At 70.6% G+C, this 20734-nt stretch carries 24 protein-coding genes, 1 tRNA gene and 1 pseudogene; 10 read left to right on the top strand and 16 right to left on the bottom strand.

The features are described from left to right. Positions 1–88: 88 nt before the first annotated feature. Positions 89–970 (bottom strand): universal stress protein, encoded by an 882-nt coding sequence (locus tag BS80_RS26415; RefSeq protein ID WP_035802917.1) that lies wholly within the window; start codon positions 968–970, stop codon positions 89–91. Positions 971–1343: 373 nt separating this feature from the next. On the opposite strand from BS80_RS26415, the gene BS80_RS42045 reads away from it, so the two are divergent. After that, positions 1344–1559, top strand: a complete 216-nt coding sequence (locus BS80_RS42045) for a DUF3040 domain-containing protein (RefSeq protein WP_035802916.1) — start codon at positions 1344–1346, stop codon at positions 1557–1559. A 163-nt stretch (positions 1560–1722) separates the two neighbouring features. Further along, positions 1723–2433: a hypothetical protein gene (locus BS80_RS26405; RefSeq protein ID WP_157536619.1), complete on the top strand. Its 711-nt coding sequence runs from the start codon at positions 1723–1725 to the stop codon at positions 2431–2433. A 75-nt stretch (positions 2434–2508) separates the two neighbouring features. Here BS80_RS26405 and BS80_RS26400 read toward each other — a convergent pair whose 3' ends face one another. Both BS80_RS26400 and BS80_RS26395 read right to left on the bottom strand, forming a co-directional pair. After that, positions 2509–3747: a beta-1,3-glucanase family protein gene (locus tag BS80_RS26400; RefSeq protein ID WP_035802913.1), complete on the bottom strand. Its 1239-nt coding sequence runs from the start codon at positions 3745–3747 to the stop codon at positions 2509–2511. A 23-nt stretch (positions 3748–3770) separates the two neighbouring features. Next, on the bottom strand, positions 3771–5132 hold the full coding sequence (locus tag BS80_RS26395) for a ricin-type beta-trefoil lectin domain protein (protein WP_083975397.1): 1362 nt from the start codon (positions 5130–5132) through the stop codon (positions 3771–3773). Positions 5133–5563: 431 nt separating this feature from the next. On the opposite strand from BS80_RS26395, the gene BS80_RS42040 reads away from it, so the two are divergent. Both BS80_RS42040 and BS80_RS26390 read left to right on the top strand, forming a co-directional pair. Then, on the top strand, positions 5564–5710 hold the full coding sequence (locus BS80_RS42040) for a hypothetical protein (protein WP_198045632.1): 147 nt from the start codon (positions 5564–5566) through the stop codon (positions 5708–5710). Between the two features lie 39 nt (positions 5711–5749). Then, entirely contained in the window at positions 5750–6094 is a 345-nt protein-coding gene (locus BS80_RS26390; RefSeq protein ID WP_035802912.1) for a hypothetical protein, read from the top strand. A gap of 72 nt (positions 6095–6166) precedes the next feature. Here BS80_RS26390 and BS80_RS26385 read toward each other — a convergent pair whose 3' ends face one another. Beyond that, positions 6167–6751, bottom strand: coding sequence for a hypothetical protein (locus tag BS80_RS26385; RefSeq protein ID WP_408607433.1), 585 nt, complete (start codon positions 6749–6751; stop codon positions 6167–6169). 347 nt (positions 6752–7098) lie between these two features. Here BS80_RS26385 and BS80_RS26380 point away from each other — a divergent pair, with 347 nt between their 5' ends. Beyond that, complete coding sequence (locus BS80_RS26380) at positions 7099–7725, top strand: DNA topoisomerase IV subunit B family protein (protein ID WP_035802908.1); 627 nt, start codon at positions 7099–7101, stop codon at positions 7723–7725. A 156-nt stretch (positions 7726–7881) separates the two neighbouring features. Continuing rightward, positions 7882–8577, top strand: coding sequence for an orotidine-5'-phosphate decarboxylase (gene pyrF / locus BS80_RS26375; protein WP_035802906.1), 696 nt, complete (start codon positions 7882–7884; stop codon positions 8575–8577). Between the two features lie 100 nt (positions 8578–8677). Here the strand turns inward: pyrF and BS80_RS41120 are convergent. After that, a tRNA-Gln gene (locus BS80_RS41120) sits at positions 8678–8766 on the bottom strand. 176 nt (positions 8767–8942) lie between these two features. Between BS80_RS41120 and BS80_RS26370 the strand changes: the two genes are divergently transcribed. Then, positions 8943–9422 carry an HIT family protein gene (locus BS80_RS26370; protein WP_035802904.1) on the top strand — a complete coding sequence of 160 codons (480 nt, stop codon included), beginning with the start codon at positions 8943–8945 and terminating at the stop codon, positions 9420–9422. A gap of 99 nt (positions 9423–9521) precedes the next feature. Here the strand turns inward: BS80_RS26370 and BS80_RS26365 are convergent, their stop codons facing one another. The 6 genes from BS80_RS26365 to BS80_RS41115 all read right to left on the bottom strand — a co-directional run bounded on the left by BS80_RS26365 (position 9522) and on the right by BS80_RS41115 (position 14072). Then, complete coding sequence (locus BS80_RS26365; protein WP_035802903.1) at positions 9522–10790, bottom strand: MFS transporter; 1269 nt, start codon at positions 10788–10790, stop codon at positions 9522–9524. Positions 10791–10987: 197 nt separating this feature from the next. Beyond that, positions 10988–11437 (bottom strand): nuclear transport factor 2 family protein, encoded by a 450-nt coding sequence (locus tag BS80_RS26360; protein ID WP_232246659.1) that lies wholly within the window; start codon positions 11435–11437, stop codon positions 10988–10990. A gap of 151 nt (positions 11438–11588) precedes the next feature. Beyond that, on the bottom strand, positions 11589–11897 hold the full coding sequence (locus BS80_RS26355; RefSeq protein WP_232246658.1) for a hypothetical protein: 309 nt from the start codon (positions 11895–11897) through the stop codon (positions 11589–11591). A gap of 113 nt (positions 11898–12010) precedes the next feature. Next, a complete protein-coding gene (locus tag BS80_RS26350; RefSeq protein ID WP_035802902.1) occupies positions 12011–13369 on the bottom strand; it encodes a GH1 family beta-glucosidase in 1359 nt (452 codons plus the stop codon). A gap of 262 nt (positions 13370–13631) precedes the next feature. Beyond that, a complete protein-coding gene (locus BS80_RS39715; RefSeq protein ID WP_332262196.1) occupies positions 13632–13814 on the bottom strand; it encodes a pentapeptide repeat-containing protein in 183 nt (60 codons plus the stop codon). Positions 13815–13925: 111 nt separating this feature from the next. Continuing rightward, positions 13926–14072, bottom strand: a complete 147-nt coding sequence (locus BS80_RS41115; protein WP_157536618.1) for a hypothetical protein — start codon at positions 14070–14072, stop codon at positions 13926–13928. 41 nt (positions 14073–14113) lie between these two features. Between BS80_RS41115 and BS80_RS26345 the strand changes: the two genes are divergently transcribed. Next, positions 14114–14497, top strand: coding sequence for a hypothetical protein (locus BS80_RS26345; protein WP_035802900.1), 384 nt, complete (start codon positions 14114–14116; stop codon positions 14495–14497). A gap of 17 nt (positions 14498–14514) precedes the next feature. On the opposite strand, the gene BS80_RS26340 is transcribed toward BS80_RS26345, so the two are convergent. Beyond that, positions 14515–15663: a nitric oxide synthase oxygenase gene (locus BS80_RS26340; RefSeq protein WP_198045631.1), complete on the bottom strand. Its 1149-nt coding sequence runs from the start codon at positions 15661–15663 to the stop codon at positions 14515–14517. A gap of 478 nt (positions 15664–16141) precedes the next feature. Here BS80_RS26340 and BS80_RS26335 point away from each other — a divergent pair, with 478 nt between their 5' ends. Continuing rightward, complete coding sequence (locus tag BS80_RS26335) at positions 16142–16894, top strand: DUF4118 domain-containing protein (protein ID WP_035802899.1); 753 nt, start codon at positions 16142–16144, stop codon at positions 16892–16894. On the opposite strand, the gene BS80_RS42035 is transcribed toward BS80_RS26335, so the two are convergent. Beyond that, entirely contained in the window at positions 16882–17169 is a 288-nt protein-coding gene (locus BS80_RS42035) for a Na+/H+ antiporter NhaA (protein ID WP_198045630.1), read from the bottom strand. The genes BS80_RS26335 and BS80_RS42035 overlap by 13 nt on opposite strands. Positions 17170–17470: 301 nt before the next feature. On the opposite strand from BS80_RS42035, the gene BS80_RS43620 reads away from it, so the two are divergent. After that, positions 17471–18712, top strand: a complete 1242-nt coding sequence (locus BS80_RS43620) for an RICIN domain-containing protein (RefSeq protein WP_035802896.1) — start codon at positions 17471–17473, stop codon at positions 18710–18712. A 103-nt stretch (positions 18713–18815) separates the two neighbouring features. On the opposite strand, the gene BS80_RS42030 is transcribed toward BS80_RS43620, so the two are convergent. The 3 genes and pseudogenes from BS80_RS42030 to kdpC all read right to left on the bottom strand — a co-directional run bounded on the left by BS80_RS42030 (position 18816) and on the right by kdpC (position 20731). After that, positions 18816–18956, bottom strand: coding sequence for a hypothetical protein (locus BS80_RS42030; protein ID WP_198045669.1), 141 nt, complete (start codon positions 18954–18956; stop codon positions 18816–18818). A 17-nt stretch (positions 18957–18973) separates the two neighbouring features. Continuing rightward, a pseudogene (locus tag BS80_RS26320) lies at positions 18974–20068 on the bottom strand (universal stress protein); the annotation flags it as partial. A 24-nt stretch (positions 20069–20092) separates the two neighbouring features. Further along, positions 20093–20731 (bottom strand): potassium-transporting ATPase subunit KdpC, encoded by a 639-nt coding sequence (kdpC, locus tag BS80_RS26315; protein ID WP_051967215.1) that lies wholly within the window; start codon positions 20729–20731, stop codon positions 20093–20095. Positions 20732–20734: the final 3 nt, after the last annotated feature.

Below are 20734 nucleotides of genomic sequence, written 5' to 3'. Positions count from 1 at the left end.
CCCCGCCCCGAGGCGCGCGCTCCCGCGCCTGCCCGAGCCCGGCGCGGAGGCCCCGCCGTTCTTTTCAGCGGAGGCCCCGCCGTTCTTTTCAGTCGGCGGGGACGACAGCGACCGGGCAGTGCGCGTGCTGGACGACCGCCTGGCTGACCGAGCCGAGCCTGCCGAACGCGCCGCGCGGCTCCCCGTGGCGGCCGACCACCACGAGCTGCTGCTCCTGGGACAGGTCGACCAGGCGCCTCGCCGGCCCGGAGCGGACGACGTCCTCGGTGACCGGGACCTCCGGGTACTTGGCGCGCCACCCGGCGAGGACCTCCGCGAGCAGCCGGTCCTCCTCCCCCGCGACATGGCTCTCCTCGTACACCGGTGGGAGCGCGTGCCCGGCACCGAGGACCAGCGGGAAGCTCCACGCGTGCACGGCGCGCAGCGGGAGCAGCCGCCGCCGGGCGGTCTCGAAGGCGAAGGAGAGCACTCCGTCGGACGGTTCGCGGCCGTGCACCCCCACCACGACGCCGCCGCGCGGCCCGCCGTCCGCCCCTGGCGCGGGTTGCGCGGCCCGGTAGACGACGACCGGGCAGGCGGCGTGGGCCGTGGCGTGCAGGGCGGTCGATCCGACGAGCAGGCCGCGAAAGCCTCCCGAGCCGCGGGGCCCGAGGACGAGCAACTGGCCTGCGGCGCTGAGCGCGACCAGCGCGTCGCGCGGACTCGCGTCCACGACGCCGCTGGCCACCTCCAGCTCCGGGTGGCGGTCCCGGACGCGCTGCGCGAGCACGTCGAGCGCCTCCTCGCCCGCCCGCCGGGCCGCCTGCGCGTCCAGGGACGCCGGCGCCTGGTGCGGTTCCCACAGCCACGCGTGGACGAGGTGCAGGCGAGCCCCTCTGAGCCCGGCTTCGTCCGCGGCCCAGTCGACGGCGTCGGCGGCGTCGGCGGCGTCGGCGGGATCCTCGACCCCGGCTATCACGGGATGATCCATGGCACACTCCTTCTGCTCCCGAAGCTCCCGAGACATCGACGGGCGGCCGGGCCTCCTCGCATCCTTCCGCCGTCTCCCGCCGTCTCCCGCCGTCTCCCACCCCGGCCATCTCCCACCCTCCCGCCGTCCGCCGCTCCCCGCCACGGGACCGTTGCGTGGACCGTGCACCCGATCACGGCCGACCAGGCGGACAATGGGCGACAGAGGCCGCCGAGTCCGGAACCCGCGGCGCCGCACGGCAGCTCGCCCACGCAGCCTCTCGACCTCCCGGACCCGGGCCGCCGTGACCGCCCTGGTCCGAGCAGTCAGGCCGGGACGCACGGGAGCAACGGCACGGGAGAACGGCACGGCGAACGAACACCGGAGGTGTCCCATGGGCCTTTCCACGCACGACCAACGGGTGCTCGCGCAGATCGAGCAGCAGCTCAGCACCGAGGACCCCCGACTCGCACGACTGCTGGGCCGCCCCGCCGGGTCCACCTCGCCCCGGCACCGGACGGCCACCGGCATGCGCCGCTTCCTGGGACCGCTCTGCCCGTCGTGGTGGCACCGCGCCGCCGATCGATCCGACGATCGATCCGACGGTTGATCCAACCGTCAAGGAGTCGCACTCATTAGCCAGCGTGGATCGAAATCCAGACAAAACGTGAGCCGCATCCACATCAGCTCATGACATGACGCGCCATCAGTGCCTCAATAGAGCCCGTTCGGTTCCACCGGTTCCCCTTCAACGACGAAAGGACCGACCGACCGTGAGGATGCTCTCCCGAGTGCTCGGCACCGCCGCGGCCGCCACCACCATGGTGCTGGCCTTCACGATCCCCGCTTCGGCAACACCGGCCCAGTCCAACTACTACGGCGACGCGATCTCGTCGAGCGCCGCCGGGGCCAAGCAGGCCGCCTACAACCAGGCCTACGCGGAAGCCGCGGCCGCCGGCTTCAGCAGCAGCCAGTGCCTGCCCCTGGGCATAGCCCAGGCCTCCGTGGACCGGAACCTGGCCGTACGAGGTACCGACCGCGCCGGCATAGCCAACCCGCACCTGCTGCCGGGAACCAGCTGGGAGGGCACCGCCCAGGTCCAGTGCGCCACCCAGCCCGCACCGGGCACCGTCAACCTCAACCGCTACAACGGCCCGGAGCACATGAGCACCGTCGGGCCGATGCCGGCCGGGTACTACCTGGAGAGCAGCCTCGGCTGGCTCTACAGCAGCCCGCAGCCCGGCACCGCCGCGCTCTACAGTTGCAAGGTCCTGGGGTCGGTGGACACCTTCACCTCCCTGGCGTCCAACTGCGAGGGCCAGCAGTACCTCGGCCAGCTCGGCTACATCAGCACCGCTCCGCCGGCCGGCCTCGCCAGCCGGGTGGTGCGGCGCTGCCGGGCCGGGGCGGAGCACTTCGACTCCAACGACATCAACTGCGAGGGCCAGATCGCCGAGGGCGTCCTCGGCTACTCGCTGGACTGACCGGACCGGACCGACCGCCGGGCGCCCGCTGATCCGGATCAGCGGGCGCCCGGCCCGGCCTGCCGCACCGTGCGCTCAGCCCCCGCCGAGCGTCACCGTCCAGGAGGCCGGGTTGGCGTCCTGGAGATGGCCGTCCACCGAGGGCGCGCCGGAGGGGCCCACGTCGTCGTACGGGAACGCGTAGCCGACCGTGGCGAACTCGTGGACCAGCCGGGCGTAGTGGTTGGTCGTGCCGTCCTGGTAGTACTGCGCGGGAGCGACCCCGCTCGGCTGGGACTCCCCCGCGGCGAGCAGGAGCGTGCTGCGGTTGAGGGCGGCGGCCAGCCGGGCGGCGACCGCGCCGCGCGCGTCCGGGCCCGAGTTGTAGAGCGGCCCGCTCGCACAGCCGAAGATGTCCGCCGCGCTCGGCTGGGTGAAGGGGACGCCGTTGGTGTTCAGGCCGGCGAAGGTGAGGACGCCACCGCTCACCGTCCCGGTGAAGGATCCGAAGCCGCTCTGGGTGTCGACGGTCAGGCCCTGGGTCCGGTAGCGGTCCCAGACCCGGTTCAGGTAGGCGTTCCAGTAGGAGCCGAAGTCGGCGGGCGTGTGGGTCGGCGACAGGATCCGGATGACGGAGCCGCCGGCGTCGACGCTGACGAGTCGGTCCCAGGGCGCGCCGTCGGCGAGGTGCTGCGAGCGCAGACCGGAGGCGATCGAGCCGAGCGCCCCGGCGGGCAGCGGGCTGACCGACTGGAGGCCCGAACTGCCGGTGCTCTGCATGGAGATGGGCGTGGCGACCATGTCGACGTAGCTGATGTTGGCATACAGGTTGCTGCTGTTGAAGGTGAACTCGCAGAACGTCCAGCTCGTCGCCCAGTTGGGGTCGGAGGGGGTGAGCGCGGGTTGCACCAGTCCCGGCGGGTTGCCCGGGTTGACGAAGAACCGGAGCCGGTCGCCGATCGAGAACCAGACCCGACCGCCGATGACGTGGTCGAGCAGCGTGACCGTGGTGGCCGACCCGCCCGAGGGGCCGAGCGGGATCGCGTAGTCGGGGGTGGGCGTGAGGACGCCGGACGGATCGGGCAGAAGGTTCAACCGCCCGTCAGCGCCCACGAATCCGGGCCGTCCGGTGGCGTCGGAACCGGTGATGTAGGCGTAGACGACATCACTGCCGGAGGTATTGCGCAGGACGAGCGGCAGGGACGGGGAGGCGGCCGACGCGCCGCCCGTGCCGGCGACGGCGGTGGTGCCGGCGACGGCGGTGGCTGCGGCAGCGGCGGTGGCGGCTGCGGCGGTCAGGGCGCTCGCGGCGATGAAGGACCGGCGGGAGATCACAGCGTTCCTCCTGGGACGAGGCGTCAACTTGGCAGCTTCCATTGCTGGTTCGCCGTTCCGGAGCAGTCCCAGATCTGAGCCTGGGTGCCGGGGGTGGTGGACCAGTTGGTGTCGTCGAGGCACCTGTTGGACTGCGGGTTGTAGAGCGACCCGTTGGACTGCGGTATCCAGACCTGGGACCCGGTGTTGTTGCAGGTGTACAGGTCGACCGTGGTGCCGTTGGCCGTGCCACCGCCGTTGACGTCCAGGCACTTGCCCAGCGCGTGCAGGGTGCTGCCCGCCTGGACGACGGTCCACTGCTGGGCGGCGGACCCGTTGCAGGTGTAGACCTGGACGGGGTTGTAGTCGGCGGTGCTCGCGCTGCGGTCGTCCAGGCAGAGCCCGCCGTAGCCGACGACCGGACCGCCCGACCCGCCGGTCGACCCGGTGGTCGTGTAGGCCGCGACGTAGTCCACGCTCATCGTTCCGCCCGAACTGGTGCCCCCGGTCGGCGTGGTGCACCCGCAGGCGCCGTTGGGGAACCCGCCGCCGATGGCCAGGTCGAAGATGATGGACAGGTTGTGGTCGAAGGCCTGCTGCCAGGTGGCGGCACCTACCTGCGCCTCACTCACGCTGAAGTAGGCGGAGCCGTCGAGATACCAGGTGACCGTCTCCGCCGAGGTGTTGGTGCGGTCGAGGATCATCGAATAGGTGTGGAAGCCGCTCTGGCAGCCGGGGCAGGCACGCAACCCGCTGCCGATCCCGTTGCCCTCGTTGCAGACGCCGCCCGGGTACGTACCGCAGTGGATGGTGCCGGCGACCTCGGAGAGCGCATTGACGTCCTCCATGATGTCGATCTCGCCGTTCTCGGGCCACTGGCCGGGTCCCAGCATCCAGAACGCGGGCCAGTAGCCGGCTCCGCCCGCCGGCCCGGGCTGCTGGATGGAGGCGGTGACCTGCAACTTCCCGCCGGCCGGCGCGCCGACCACGGCGCCCGGCGTGTGGATCCGGCCCGAGGTCCAACTGCCGCCGCTGTTCAGTGCGGTGACGTCGAGATGCCCGTTGCCGTCGAGGTGGACGTTGCTGGTCGAACTGGTCATCGTCTCGATCTCGCCGGTGCCGAAGTTGGAACCGGGACCGGTGTCATACGTCCAGTTGGCACCTGACGGCGCGCTTCCCGCAGACCCGGAGAAGTCGTCGCCGAACACCGTCGTCCACCCGGACGGCGCCGGCGGCACCTGCGGCGCCACCACCGCCCCGGCCGGCACGGGGGCGGTGACAAAGGCGAGCGCGGCCAGCAACCCGACGACGGACGAGCCGGCGATCCAACGCCGAAGCGTGCGCTCCCAGCGGCCCAAGCGGCGGCGGAACGCGGCGCGGTGGTGGGTGGTGGTCTCGGAAGGCATGAGCAGCTCCCTGAATCGACTGACGTGGATTCAACTCCTGTACAGAGCAGTGCGTCAAGAACTCAGACACTCCAGCTTCTCTGTTCAATTCATTGACGCATCAGCCCACATGGAGTTGACTCATCAGCAGTTCTTGTGGTCATGTCCATGCGGCCGGCCACCCACCGGCCGAACTGCGCTTCCAAGTGCTCACCGAGCGCGACGAGAAGAACAGCATCGCCATAGCCTCCAACGAGTCCTTCGACACAGCGCACACGTCCCGGCGAACCTGTGTCAGGCAGCGCCGAAAAACTCACCGGTCCCGGCAGGAAGGCGGATGCTGCATGATCGAACGATGCTGGTCGAACTGGTGAAGGCCGCAAGGTTTCCTTGGAGCCCCTGGCTGGCCCAGGTCCGGACGCCGTTCGGCGGGACAGAGGTCCGCTGGTGCGGTGAGCAGGCCGCGAAGCCGGGCGAACGCTGAAGGCATAGGCAACGCCCGCGCGTGGACGCCCGTCACCCGGCACGGCATCGACGTCGTCGTTGCCGGAACCGCTGCCGAGTTCTTCGTGATCCTTCTCGCCCTCGGCGACGAATAGGATCGTTCCGACAGGTCAAGGCGTCATAGGCTCCACGACATGCACAGCACCCTGACGGAGCACGCCCGGTGTCTCTACGGAGACGAGTACCGACCGACGCCTGAGTGCGGCCTCGACCACCGGGAGCACTACTTCGTCGAGGAACTGACATTCGCTGACGCGGATTCGATCCTCGCCATGCTCCGCGAGCTCAGCCCGCACGTGGTCGATGGCCGTCTCCCGGTCTGGGTGCGCAATCTCTCCTACCGGTTGGTGCTCCTGGAGCGACCTGATGAGCCAGCGCTGATGCGCGAGGCTGCCGAGAACTTGTGGTTGCACGGACCGGACTGGGATGACATCGCAGCGGGCCTGGCGAGGCGGGCAGACACCCTTGAGGCCGACTGATTTCGGTTGGCCCTGAGCCTGGCGGCGGACAACTATCCGCCGCTGACGGGGAATCTGGGGCGACATGATGGCTCAGGCGCGCGGCGGCAGGACCTCGATCACGGTGGCCGTTCCAGCAACAGGTCGGGCTTCGTGCATGGTGATCACGTCGCCGCACTTCAAGTGCCTCCACTGCTCGGGGCTCAGGGGAGCCAGCCGAACGTCGGCGCTCTCTCCCGGGCCCAGCTCTTGCGCATACTCCACCCACAACCTGGCGATGTTCAGCTCTCGCTCCCCGCCGGCGTTACGGTTGCCGATGTCCCACATCGGCCGGAGCCGTCCGTCTGCGGCGAAGGCAGTCCGGCGTCGGCCCTCCTCCGCACCCACCAGGCTCAGGGTCGCCCGGAGGGTGCCGTTCCTGACCTCCCAGCCCCGCCACTCGCACCAACGACGGCTGCGGTCGAGCATCATCTGCCGAGCAGCCTCGGCAAGGAGGTCCCAGAAGTCCACGGACACGGGGTGGACATCCCCGATCTCGATGAGAACGCCGAGCACCATCTCCCACTCCTGACGCCCGATGTCCTCGCGCACATCCCCGACTGTCTGCCCGTTCTCTGCCGCTGCCTCCTCCGGCAGCAGATCGGCGGCCTGGCGAAGGAGTGTGAACGCGTCATCCATGTGCTGCATTGTCCCCTGTCCCGGATCGGACAAGCCTGCATCCGCTGCCCGATGCTCCGCCCCGACCCAGGCCGGCGACCTCGCTCGTCGAGATCCGAGACAACGTCCTCGCCCGAATCTCCTGCCAGGCACCCATCGCCACCGTCCCCGGCCAGTTCCTGGCGGTAGCCCCGACCGTCGAGCCGCACCTCAACAACCGTGGACGCTGAGGACCGCGGCCGCCGCTCCGTCGGAAGCTCGGGGCTGTTCCTGCCGACCCGGAAATACATCGCCGGGCGCAACCCCACGTGCTCCTCTCTCACCAACAGAGCCGATGTCGCCGCTCCGCTCGGCGGTAGTGTTCAGCCGTGACGGAGAACAGGTACAGCGCGGCGGACATCAAAGTGCTGGACTTCATCGAGCACATTCGCCGGCGCCCTGGGATGTACTTCAGCGTGGGACCGGATAATCCGGCGCTGGCCACGCACGTGCTGCACCATGTGCTGGGCAGCGCGCTCCATCCCGATGCCCGGCTCGCTCCTGACCACACACTGCGGGTCAGTGCGGAGATCTCCGCGAACCTCGCCTTCGCGGTGACGGATGATCAGGCAGGTCCGACGGACAGCCAGGGCATGCCCGCCTTGGGCTACTACGACTCCCTGCTGGGCCCTGACCGACTGTGGAGCGCGGCCGCGGCGGCCTTGTCCCACCGCGCCGTCGTCGAGGTGTGGCGGGACGGCCGCGGCCTTCGCCAAGTGCTCGCCGCGATGCGGCCCGAGACCGCGCCCAAACAGTTCGAACCCCCACACGGCAGCGGGACCAGGGTGGCCTTCGAACTGGACCCCGACTACTTCAGCCCACTTGCGGCCATCAGCAGTGACCTGGGCTCGCTGGACCTGCACCGGCCTCACTGTGCCGAGGGCGGCGGGTCGGGGCACGTCGTCATCCGGGACCTGCGAACGGGAGCGATCCCGGCCGAGTGGCACTACAGCTAGCCAGGACTGCGAGCGAACGACGCGGAACCGGCCGACCGGCACCAAGACCAGGACCGGGCAGCCCAGGGTGAATCCGGCATCGTCGGCTCCTGCTCCGGCTCCTGCCTCCGCCGGGCCGCCCATACCGCGCCGGGCGCGGTGGGTGACAATGACGCCGTGGACCCAAGCAGCCGGATCATCGTCGCCCTTGATCTCGACAACCGCCGAGCGGCTGACGAGATCGTCGAACGCCTGGGTGAGGAGTGCCGCTTCTACAAGGTCGGGCTGGAAATGCTCACGGCCGCCGGCCCCGACCTCGTCGAGCAGCTCGTCGGCCTGGGCAAGGACGTGTTCCTGGACCTGAAACTCTTCGAGATCCCGAACTCCGTCGCCGGTGCGGTCCGCGCCGCCGGGGCTCTGGGTGCCTCCATGGTGACCGTCCACGGCATGGGTGGCACCGGCATCATGGCCGCCGCCGTCGCCGCAGCCCGCGACTTCCCGCGCCTGCGCGTCCTGGCCCTGACCGTCGTCACCAGCATGACCGGCGCGGATCTCGCCGACATCGGCGTCAGCGCCTCGCCGCAGGAGCAGGTCCTGCGACTGGCTCGACTGGCGCGCGGCGCCGGTTGCCACGGCGTCATCGCATCACCCCAGGAAGCCGCGCTGCTTCGGGGTGCGCTGGGACCCGACGCACTGATCATCACACCGGGAGTCACCCTTCCCGGTGAGTCCCCCACCGAGCACGCCCGGCCGGGAACGCCCCGCGCTGCCGTCACCGCTGGTGCGTCGCATGTCGTCGTCGGCCGGACGATCACCGGCGCCGCCGACCCGGTGGCCGCACTGCGGCTCGTCCGCGCCAACCTGGAGCCGTGAACGGAGGCGACCATCGGGCCGCCAGGCGGTCACACCCCTGCCGGCTCGGTCACTCCGCGCCCGGGCGGAACGCCGGGGCGCGCGATCGGCCGACGTCGGGCGGAGAAGGCAGGATTCGAACCTGCGTGGGCTTGCACCCGACCGGGACCAGAGTCCCGGCCCCCGATCAACCACTCCGGGCACCTCTCCCCGGGACCGACCGCCGTACTCGCTGCGGTCCGTCCCCGTACGCATGACTATCCGGCACAGCCCTGACGGCGACCTGACCTTCCGCTGACCCAGCCCGCCGATGCGCTCGACTGGCTCCATCCGTCGGTCTGGTTCGACTCCGCTTGGCCGTCCCGGGACTGTGTAACGTTCGCCCAATGAGTGATGACTGGCGGTTGGACCGGATCGGAAGCGCACTGCGGGGGGAGAACCCCGCCGTGCTCAGGCGCCTTGAGGCGAGCTTCGCGGTGATCGGGGATGTCCAGTTCCTGCCCGGGTACTCGGTGCTGCTCGCGGATGACGCGGGTGTGCAGCGACTGTCGGACCTGCCCAGGGCAAGGCGGCTGGCCTTCCTGTCCGACATGGACCGGCTGGGCGAAGCGGTCGAGCGTGCGTGCAGGCGTCTCGACCCGGCTTTCCGTCGGGTGAACCTTGAAATCCTCGGCAATACCGACGGCTTCCTGCACGCGCACGTGTGGCCGCGGTTCGAGTGGGAGCCGGCCGATCTCGTGGGTATGCCGGTGTGGCTGTATCCGCGTGAGCGGTGGAGCGACGAGCAGTTCGCGCTCGGCCCGCAGCATGACGTGCTGCGGGCGGCCATCGGCACGGAACTGGACCAGTTGCAGGACGTGCGCTGACGGGTCGACCCCCGGGCGACAGTCAGGCGGGATCGGTCGGAGGCCCTTCAGCAGATCCAGCCGACGGCACGTCATTTCACGAGCGCGCCAGTCTCCACGTCACGCGACACCGCGGATGCGGTGGACCAGGACGGCGGCGAGCAAGGTGACCAGGGCGGTGGCCAGGTAGAGGCCGAAGTAGCCGCCGAGGTCGGCGACGATGGGCGCGGCGAGGGCGGGCGCGAGCACCTGGGGGCCGGAGTTGGCGATGTTGATGACGCCGAGGTCCTTGGCGCGGTCGGCGGCGGCGGGCAGCACCTGGGTGACGAGGGCCTGGTCGACGGCCAGGTAGACGCCGTAGCCCGCACCGAGGACGGCCGCGGCCAGCACGGTTGCGGGCCAGGTGTGGAGCAGGGCCAGCAGCAGCGCGGCGGCGGCCATCACCACGCACGAGACGACCACCAGCGCGCGGCGGCGCCCGGTGCGGTCGGAGACCATGCCGGACGGGATCGCGGTGGCCAGCGCGGCGAGGGTGTAGACGGCGGTGAGGATCAGCACACCGGTGTCGGGTGAGCGGTAGTGGACCGCATCGGTGAGGTAGTAGAGCAGGTAGAGGGTGCCGATCGCGTTTCCGAGGTTGATCAGACACCGGGTCAACCAGGCCCAACCGAAGTCCGGGTACCGGCGCGGACTGACCCAGTAACCGGCCGCCAGGGTACGGAAGTCGAACGGAGCCCGCAGCTCGCGCGGCAGCACCGGGTCGCGGAAGCACAGGACGAACGGCAGCGCCAGGGCCACCGTCATGGCCGCGGTCACCGCGTAGCCGGCGAGGATGCCGCCGACCAGCACCGTCACCAGCACCGCTCCCACCACCAGCCCCAGCGACTGGCTGATCCCGGTCCAGCCGGACACCACGGCCCTTTGCCCGACCGGCACTTGGTCGGCGACCGGCGCGGTCACCCCGGCCAGCATGACGTTCAGCCCGGCTTGCGCGACCACCCATCCGACCGTGATGGCGACCAGCCCGTGCCCGTTCGCGGTGAGCAGCAGTCCGGCGGCGCCGAGCAGGGCCCCCGCCAGGACCCACGGCCGCCGACGCCCGAACCGCGAGGTCGTACGGTCCGAGAGAGCGCCGGCCAGCGGATTGACCAGCATCGCGACGAGCGCCCCCACGCCCGTCACCCAGGAGAGCAGGCCCGCCTTGTGCGCGGCGTCCAGCCGTTCCAGCTGCAAGGGCAACAGGATCTGGATCGGCGTGAAGAACCCCAGAAAGACCCCCAGGTTCGCCAGGCTGAGCGCGGCCGTCCAGCGGCCACTCACCCGCCGCTGCGGCTCGGCCAGCGCGGCCGGCAGCGGCTGTTCGTCGACAACGACCTGAGGGGTACTCATCTCAGCTGCGCAGGACGAGCGATCGCGTCGCAGTGGGTCGCGTCGCGGGAGCAGCCGCACGCGGAGTCCGCCGACGGGTCTCGTCGATCCAGCATGTTCAGCCCCCCGACTAAGATGAGTTGACCTCATGTTAGTGGGCGGCGGGCAGAACACCAGGTGCGTGACAGGATCCATCCGCGCACCCAGGTCAGGTCAGGTCAGGTCCTGGCGATGGTCCTGCCCGGCATCGGCTCCGCGAGTGCCGCCCGCGATTCCGGCGCGCCGAAGGCGTCCGCGAAATACTGCGTCTCGTGCACCACGTGCCCGTGAGCGAACTGCATGATGCTCACCGAGTACGTGGGCACCCCGTCATACGTGATGACACACTCGCTCACCCACAGCTCCCCGCTGCCGACGATCCGGTGGACGGTGAAGTGCCGGCTGGCGGGGTGGCCGCCACGCTGCGCCGAAATCGTCGCGCGCCCCCGGAATCGTTCACCCGACTGGGGGTAGTCCAGGATCGCGTCCGCAGCGTAGATGGCGTGCTCGGCCTCGGTATCACCGCGTTCCGACGCCCGCCAGTGCTCCTCGACTGCGGCCCTCATCCCGATATCGGGGTCCATCGCCTCGTCCCTTCTGCAGGCGGCCGGGGCGATCCGGGGAATCACGGCCAACGAAATCCCAGCGTAGACCGCCCGACAGGGCGACCCAGCGTTACGACACCTGCGGATACGGAAGGCATCGCACCCAACCCGCGGCAGCCCTCCCGAGGGTGACCGTGCAGGTCATACGTCACGGGTCGCAGGTCAAAGGTCCCAGTCACAGGGAGGCCCGCCACTTCACAAGCTCCTCGACCATGTCCGGCGTCAACCCCCGGGACGGATCCGCAGTGATCAAAAGCATCGGCGCCGATCGCGAACGGGCCCAGTCCCGGGCCTCTGACGTGTGAGCGTCGTCCACCCAGGCAGCCGGGCGATCACCGGTGAACGCCGCGATGGCCGGCACTTTCGCCGCGGGCTCGAACGGTACGGGCGGGACGCGAACCACCGGCAGGGTCGACAGGCTCAGGACAGGCGCGTCGAAGACGTTGGCCTGGTCCTCCCACGCCTTGCTTCCGCTGCCGGCCAACCACCCACGCCTCATGGACACATCCAACCAGCCGCGCGGAAGGCTCCGACCGAAAACGACAGATCAGCGAGGCGAATCCGGGCTGCGCAGCTTCCCTCCGTCGCTCACACCAACTACTGGGCATATCGAGCACGTTGGGCGGCGATCAGGTCCCGGTACCAGCCGTATGACGCCTTCGGGGTGCGGCGCTGCGTCTCGAAGTCAACGTGGACCAGGCCGAACTTTTGGCTCAACCCCTCCGCCCATTCGAAGTTGTCGATCAACGACCAGGTGTAGTAGCCGCGGACGTCCACACCTTGTGCGGCCGCCTCGGCCAGCGCATCGAGGTGGCCGGCCAGGTAGTTGATGCGCGGCTGGTCGTGGACGGTGCCGTCGGGGGCGGGCTCGTCGGCGACCGAGCAGCCGTTCTCGGTGATGGTGATCGGCGGGAGCGCGTCGCCGTACCGGTCCCGCAGGCCGACCAGGAGTCCGCGCAGGCCGTCCGGAACGACCGGCCAGCCGAACGCTGTTCGCGGGACGCCCTCGATCTCGGCCTCGGCGAACGGGAGTCCGGCGGGCTCGGTCGGGGCGGCGATCCGGGTCGGGTTGTAGTAGTTGACGCCGAGCCCGTCCAGCCCGGGGGCGGCGATCAGCTTCAGGTCCCCGGGGCGGACGCAGTCGCCGAGGTCCTCGCCGACGCCGTACGCGCTCAGGTCCGGGTAGCGGCCGAGCAACAGCGGGTCGGTGAACAACCGGTTGTGCAGGGCGTCGTACGCTGCGGCGGCCGCCAGGTCGGCCTCCGAGTCGCTCGCGGACCACACGGGGGTGAGGTTGTTCGCGATCATCACCTCATGGCCGCGCTCGCGCAGCGCCGCAGCCGCCAGCCCGTGGCCGAGGAGCTGGTGGTGGGCGGCCGGTAGTGCGTCGAGCATCAACGTACGCCCCGGGGCGTGGATCCCGAGTGCGTAGCCGTACACCATGTGCACGAAGGGCTCGTTGAGGGTGATCCAGGCGGGGACCCGGTCACCGAGCCGGTCCGCGACGATCTCGCTGTACTCGGCGAAGCGGTAGGCGGTGTCGCGGGCCAGCCAGCCGCCGCCGTCCTCCAGGGCCTGCGGCAGGTCCCAGTGGAAGAGCGTGGGCAGCGGGGTGATGCCGGCGGCGAGCAGGGCGTCCACCAGCCGGTCGTAGAAGGCGAGCCCGGCCGGATTGGCCGTCCCTCTGCCGGTGGGCTGGATCCGGGGCCAGGCGATCGAGAACCGGTAGCCGTCCAGGCCGAGTTCGCGCATCAACTCCACGTCCTCGGCGTACCGATGGTAGTGGTCACAGGCCACCCGTCCCGTGGATCCGTCCCGCACGGCGCCGGGCCGCGAGGCGAACACGTCCCAGATCGAAGGCCCACGCCCGTCCTCGTCCACCGCCCCCTCGACCTGATAGGCAGCGGTCGAAACACCCCAGCGGAAGCCCGCCGGAAGATCAAGACGGTTCAGCATGTCCTGGCTCCCTTTCCAAACACGAGGAGTCCTCATCTTAGCGGTACGCTGCTCAACCACCAGAGACAGCACAGCGATTCAGAAACCGGACGGGCAACACAACCCTCGACCGCCACGCCAGACACCGGATCCAGGGGCCACAGGAACGGTAGGCAGCGCGTGCTCGGACTCGACGAGCCGGGGCCACTTCGGCACCTCATCGGCCAACCTCCGCGCGGATACCCACCTCGACGGCTACTCGCTGCCAGCCGGCCCCCTGTCCTTAGTACTCCAGCCGTAGATCGTGGCCGTAGGGTGGCCTGCCGCTGTTCACTCGTCCGAACTTGGCCTCGGTGAGGTCGGCATCGCGGAGATCGGCATCGCGGAGATCACAGCCGAACAGGCGCGTCCCACGAAGTGAGGCTCCGCGCAGGTCGGCGACGCCACCCCGGACGGCCTGCAGCACCTGCTCGGTCGTGCCAGACGGGACGCCGATCAGGTCCGCGACGACCTCCAGACTTCACTACCTGCGGCGCGGCCACCCGTGGGTGGGACATCCACGTCAAAGCCGTCCCACTCACGCCGCAGCCCCGCTGAACTCACCGCCGTTGGCGCTGGGCCACACGTAGGAGTCGACCTGCCGCACGTGGTAGGCCACTTCGTAGCTTGCCAGGGAGGACAGTTCCGCCGCGGAGAGCTGGGACGGCGCGTCACTCGGCAGCACGACACCGTTTTGACCCGGCCCGTGGAGGCCGTGCCACCGGGGTGCTGCCGGGCGATCCGGCGGAGGGCCGCACGAGGGTGCTGGTCCGGCTGGGTTCCTGGTTCTGCTACGCCCGGGACCGCTCGGTGCCGCTTCCCACGCCGCTGGTCCCGCTCGTCGAGCAGGTCCGCGGCGCCGCCGACCGCGCACGGGCGGCCGTACTGCTCGACTGCGAGGTGTCGATCGGCCGGGTCCGCGCGGACCGCCGGGAAATCGCCGACTCCACCCTGCCCCACCGCGTCGGGGCACAGCTGCAGCCCGAACCGAACCGCACCGCACCGCACCGCACCGGGGAGGGACTGCGGATCAGCGACACGGATCCGCACGGCCGCCCCCGCCCGCGCGACTGGCTGCCGACGCGGTCGAGGGCCCGGTCGGGGTGTTGACGGCCGGCTGAAGCGACTCAGTCCCCGGCGCCGCCCGATGTCCAGGGCACGGGCTGGGGTGCGAAGTTGGGATGGATCCGGGTGGCATCGTAGCGGCGCTGCCAGATCGGGGTGGTCGAGCCGCTGGTGGCCGGGACGATGGCTGACCAGTCGGCCGGGCAGCGGCGTCCGCTCTTGTGCTCGCGCTCCTCGTGGCGCACGAACTGCTTGGTGGCGAAGTGGTGGTCGATGATGGACACCCCGGCCTCGTCGTACGAGTGCAGCACGGCCGCGGTGAGCTCCAGCAGCGCGCGGTCGCGCCACAGGGTGCGGTCCCGGCCGGTGTCCAGGCCCATCCCCCGGGCGATCTCGGGGAGTTTGTCGTAGCGATTGGTGTCGGACAGGTTGCGGGCGCCGATCTCGGTGCAGGTGTACCAGGCGCTGAACGGTGCCAACGGGTAGCGCAGGCCGCCCAGTTCGAGAATCTGGTCGGAGATCGTCGGAAACGCGTGCCAGCGCAGGCCCAGCCGTTCGAACCACGGGTAGTCGGGGTGGCTGATCCGCACCTCGGGCACCGCGTCCGGCGGCAGGTCGAACCACCTGGGCTCGCGTCCCGGCCACTGGATCACCAGCGGCAGCACGTCGTACTCGGTGCCCCGAGCGCGCCAACCCAGCTGCCGGACGGCCTCGGTGAGACGCACCGAGTCGGGGTCACCCTGCACCGATCCGTCGGTCCGCCGGTACCCGGCGTAGCGGATGAGCTGGCCGTTCCAGACCCGCGGCCCGGGCCGGCCGGGCTCGCTCGAGGCGAAGACGCTCAGCAGCAGCCGCACCCGGCCGCCATTCCAGGCCAGCCGGAGATGCTCCACCAGCGCCTCGAACAGGGCACCCTCATCGCCACCCGCTCCGCCCACCTCGCGGCAGTCCCGGACCTCCAGCCCCTTCCAGTAGAACTTGCCGATGCACTGCGGGTTGTTCCGCCAGGCGATCCGGCTGCCGAGCAGCAGCTCCTCCGCGCTCTGCCGATACGTTCCCGTGGCCGCAAGCTCGTTCGCCACCTCCCGGTCCCGGCGCTGCGCCGCCTCGGCCGACAGGTGCCCCTCGGCGGCGAGTTGGTTCACCAGGTCGGCGGCTTCGGCGGCCACCGCCCCCGTGGCCACTGGTACGCACAGACGTGAAGTCGACACGATGAGCCCCCTGCTGTCAACGGTGAAGGAAGGCAAAGCAGTTCACGTGCACGAAACCTGCCGGCGGTCGAACGCTACGCCGCGCCTGGCCCGCAGCGGACACCGCCGCCGCTCCTTTGACACAACCCATGCACCCGCTTGTCGACTCCTGTGCGACCGACGCCCTCGACGTCCGCTCGACCGTCGTCCGACCAATCAGCCGCGGGATCCGCGATGCGGCCCGAGCGGGTCGGCACCACCCGGCAGGCTCGGTCACGAGCTAGTGCCGGGTCGGGCTTCACCTGCCGCCGGACAGGGCAGACCTCGTCTCGCAGGTCTGCCGCGATGCCGGGCCTCTGGTCGACGACACGCACCTGCAGCCGCGCGCCCGCCACCCGTGAGCACGAGCGACGCAACCCGCCAGAAACGTGTTAAGGCTTGTCCGAGCCCATCCGCACCGTGTGCGCCGCCTGCTACACCTGAATCCAGGAGGTGCGCCATGCCTCACGTCCTCACCCGAGGCCCGCTCGCGATCCTCGCGGCCCTGGCGGCCCCGCTCGCCGTCTGCGCGATCCTGCTGCCCTTCCGCAACAACATCGCCAACACCAACGTCGCCCTGATCCTGGTCGTCGTGGTCGTCGCGGCGGCCGCCCTCGGACACCGCCTGGCCGGAGCCCTCGCGGCCGTCTCCGCCGCCGTGTGGTTCGACTTCTTCTTCACCCGGCCCTACGAGCACTTCTCTATCACCCGGTCGGCCGACGTCACCACCGCTGTCCTGCTCCTCCTGGTCGGACTGGTGGTCTCTGAGCTGGCCGCCCGCACCCGCCGCCTCCAGGTGATCGCCATCACGGACGCCGACTACCTCGCCCAGATCCACCACACCGCCCGGCTGGCCCAGTCCGCCACCTCACCCACCACGGTGATCGCACAGGTGGAGGCGCAGCTCGTGGGCCTGCTCCAGCTGCGCGCCTGCCGCTTCGAGTACGGCACGCTGCTGGGCCACCCACCGCGCCTGGAACCGGACGGCTCCGTCGTCCTGGGCCGCAGGAGTTGGAACGTCGACCACCTCGGGCTACCGAGCGAGGACGTCGAACTGCGGGTCTTCAGCAACGGCCACTACTACGGCCGCTTCATGCTCCGGCCGACACCTGGCATCGTCCCCTCCCTGGAGGCCAGGCTCGTCGCCGTGACTCTGGCAGACCAGGCCGGCAACGCGCTGGACACTCGGCAGAGCCACGCTCACACAGACTGAGCCGAGCTGTCGGCACGCCGGATGGCACCAGCCGTGGGACTCCGGGTTGCGAACACCAGCGTGGCCGCGGCGGAGCCGAATACCTCGGCGTCCAGCACGCCGGTTCTGGCCCCGGCGATGAATACCGGATCCCGGTAGGCGAGTTGGTTGACGAACGGGGCCACAGTGAAGCCAAGCCCGCAGACCGGGCCGAGCCCCATGACGTGGCGCGCGGTGACGCCGGCTGGCAGGCGGCACCAGCGGCTACGGGCGAGGGCCGCGACGGTACCAGCCACCCTGACCGCGAACCCGCTGGGTCGGCGGCCATCGGAATACCCCGGCCCGGCACCACCGAAGTCCCCCCCCGACAGCAACGAACAACACCTGGCCACGCCGAACACCCCGGGGAGCGCTATGTCATGACGCTCAGTGCCCTCAGGGGTCACAGGTGCCCGGACGGGCAGAAGATCACCGCACTCCGTCAGGGGGTCGTCAAGGACTCCGGGTGGGGCCTGTGAGCGGCCCTAGCATCCGGAGAACCGTCTCTCCTCTGCAGACGAACGTCGTCATCACACCCAATGATCGGGGCACTTCAGCATGCGCACCTCCTCCCGCCGGACGAACACGGCCATCCGACGCGTAGTCGCCGGCACCCTGCTGTCGGCCCTGGCCGCGACGGGGCTGATGGCGGTGCCGCAGCAGGCTTCGGCGGCGACCGACTGCCCGGGCCAGGAGCCGGGGATCGGCGGGGCCGCCAACATCGGCAACGGCAACTGCTACAGCGCGTTGATCAGCTCCATCGGCAACATGATCGGCGGATTCCGCAGTGCGGCCCTCACCGCGCAGGCCGACAACGCCGCGTTCACCCAGGGAATGGCCGGCCAACTGAGCGCTGCGGCACCCGGCTTCAACGTCATGGTGTTCAAGTACGACGGCACCGACCTCTACGACACCATCTGGTTCCGCAACGTCTACGAAGCGGACATGAACGGGGTGCTGGTCGACACCACCGTCAAGCTGGAGCACCACGACTCGGAGGGCGGCCCGGCCGGCTACGACGACTTCCGCATCTGGGTCTTCGCAGGTGACTCGACCTTCACCAACAAGGGCGACGGTGGCTACGGGAACTGGGCCTTCGTCGGCAACGACTCCGACCGGACCGTGAGCACCACCAGGTCCTGCGTGCTGATCCGCTGCACCGACAGCCAGCGGATCATCCACTTCCCCGCCCGCGACATCACGACCCCGGCCGTCAGCTCGGGCGACGCGCCGCCGACCGGCACACCCGTCACCCCCGCCACCCCCGCCACCCCCGGCACGGTCCCGGGCGTCAGCACAGGCGGTACCGCCACCCCCGGCGTCCCCGCCACCCCCGGCACGGTCCCGGGCGTCAGCACAGGCGGTACCGCCACCCCCGGCGTCCCCGCCCACCAGGGCGGCGGTAGCGGTGGCGGCACCATCGCCGGTCTGCTCTACCCCAAGGTGAAGACCGGCCAGGGCCCGGTGGCCTCCGGATCCACCTCGGGCCCCTCAGTCCTCGCCGGCAACAGCGGTGCCAAGAACTCCGGTTGGCAGTTCACCTCAGCGGGCAACGGCCGCTACAAGATCACCAGTGCCGTGTCCGGCCTCGCGCTGACCGAGAACACCAAGACCTACGACGCCGACGCCAAGCCGTGGACCGGCGCCGACGAGCAGAAGTGGCAGCTCGTCAGCCAGGGCGACGGCCAGTACCAGATCCGGATCACCGACCAGGACTGCCTGACCTACGACGAGGACGCCAAGGCCCTGGGCGTCTGGACCTGCACCAACGCCTGGAACCAGCAGTGGAAGCTCCAGTAAGGAGCCGGCTCATCCCGACCCGGTACCCACCCGGGTCGGGGACCCCGTCGGGTGCGGAGCCGGCGCTCGCACACCAACTCCGCCACCCCCTGTCGCGCTGCGGCTAGCGCCCCACCTCGCGGCTCAGGAAGTTCTCCACGGTCTCCCGGCGGATCAACTGCCGGGCCTGGCCGTCGCGGACGGCGACCACCGCCGGGCGGCCGACCAGGTTGTAGCTGGAGGCGGCCCTTCGGGCCGGGGTCATCCGGCGGCGGGCCGGTGGCCCCGGCCTGCCACCGGGTGGGTGACCATGTGGACGTCGATGTCGCCGGACAGCTCGATGGTCGTCTCGCCGGTGCCGGGTCCGCTGAGCGCACGGGCTATGCGACTGCGGCGGCTGGTTCCGAGGACCAGCTGGGTACCGTCCTGGGAGCGGGTGAACTCCAGGAGTGCCGTGGGGACGTCGTCGCCGACCACCCAGTGGAAGGTGCCGCCGAGGCTCTCCACCAGGCGACGCTGTGCGTCGAGTTCCTCGGGTGCGGCGTCGGAGAGGCCGTCGCCGCGCGCGACGTGCACGGCGAGCAGGTCGCCGCCGGCGGAGCGGGCCGCGATCCGGGCGGCGCGCCGGATCAGGGTCTCGTCCTCGGGCCCGCCGGTGAGGGCGACCACCACGCGTTCGCGGGTCTCCCAGACCTCACTGATGCCGTGCTCGGCGCGGTAGCGCTGCAGGCGCTCGTCGACGTGGCCGGCCAGCCAGAGCAGGGCCAGTTGGCGCAGCGCGGTGAGGTTGCCGATCCGGAAGTAGTTGCCGAGCGCGGCGTCGACCTTCTCGGCGGAGTACACGTTGCCGTGCACGAGTCGGCGGCGCAGGCCCTCCGGCGGCATGTCCACCAGTTCGATCTGGTCGGCGCGGCGGACCAGGCGGTCGGGGACGGTCTCGCGTTGCGGGACTCCGGTGATCTCGTGGATGACGTCGTTGAGGGATTCCATGTGCTGGATGTTGACGGTGGTGACGACCTCGATGCCGGCCGCGAGCAGCTCTTCGACGTCCTGCCAGCGCTTGCCGTTGCGCCCACCGGGGACGTTGGTGTGGGCGAGTTCGTCGATCAGCGCCACCTGCGGCCTGCGGGTGAGCACGGCGTCGAGGTCGAGTTCGGTGAACTCGGCTCCCCGGTAGCTGCGGTGGGCCCGCGGCAGTATCTCGAAGCCGCTGAGCACGGCTTCGGTGCGCCGCCGCTCGTGGCATTCGACGAAGGCGACCACCACCTCGGTCCCGCGATCCTTGCGGCGCAGTCCCTCGTCCAGCATCCGGTAGGTCTTGCCCACACCCGGCGCGGCACCGAGGTAGACCTTGAACCGCCCGCGCCGCTGTGTCACCGCGCGCCTCCTTCCCGGCGGGTCTCAGCCGAGGCGGACGAGGGCGAGGTTGAGGGCGAGGACGTCCACCCGGGGGTTGCCGAGGAAGCCAAGGGTACGGCCCGTACGGTGGTCGTCGACGAGTTGGCGGACCACCGCCGGGTCCAGGCCGCGGGCCCTGGCGACCCGCTGGACCTGCTCGTCGGCGTACGCGGGCGAGATGTCCGGGTCCAGCCCGGAGCCGCTGGCGGTGAGCGCGTCGGGCGGCACCTGAGCGGGGGCGACGCCGTCGAAGGCGGCGACCGCCGCACGGCGTTCGCGAACCGTCCGGGTCAGGTCGGCGTCGTTGGGGCCGAGGTTGGACGCACCGGAGGCGGCGGCGTCGTACCCGTCGGCGCCGGCCGCCGAGGGGCGTGGCTGGAACCAGCGCGGGTCGGGCCGGGGCTGCTCGTTCGGGTCGGCGGGGTTCTTCTTCGGCAGCGTGAAGTTCTGGCCCAGCAGGCTGGAGCCGACCACCTGGCCGCCCTGCTTCAGTTGCGACCCGTTGGCCTGGTGGGAGAAGGCCAGTTGGGCGATCCCGGTGATCAGCAGCGGGTAGGCCAGGCCGCAGAGGACGGTGAAGACCAGCAGAACGCGCAGGCCGGTCAGGTACACCCGGAGCAGCGCCGGAAAGGGGTTCGCCATGGT

The sequence above is a fragment of the Kitasatospora mediocidica KCTC 9733 genome, from assembly GCF_000744225.1.
Classification (GTDB): Bacteria; Actinomycetota; Actinomycetes; order Streptomycetales; family Streptomycetaceae; genus Kitasatospora; species Kitasatospora mediocidica.
The sequence above is the reverse complement of the archived record's forward strand: the minus strand, read 5'-3'. Positions and strand labels throughout refer to the sequence as shown.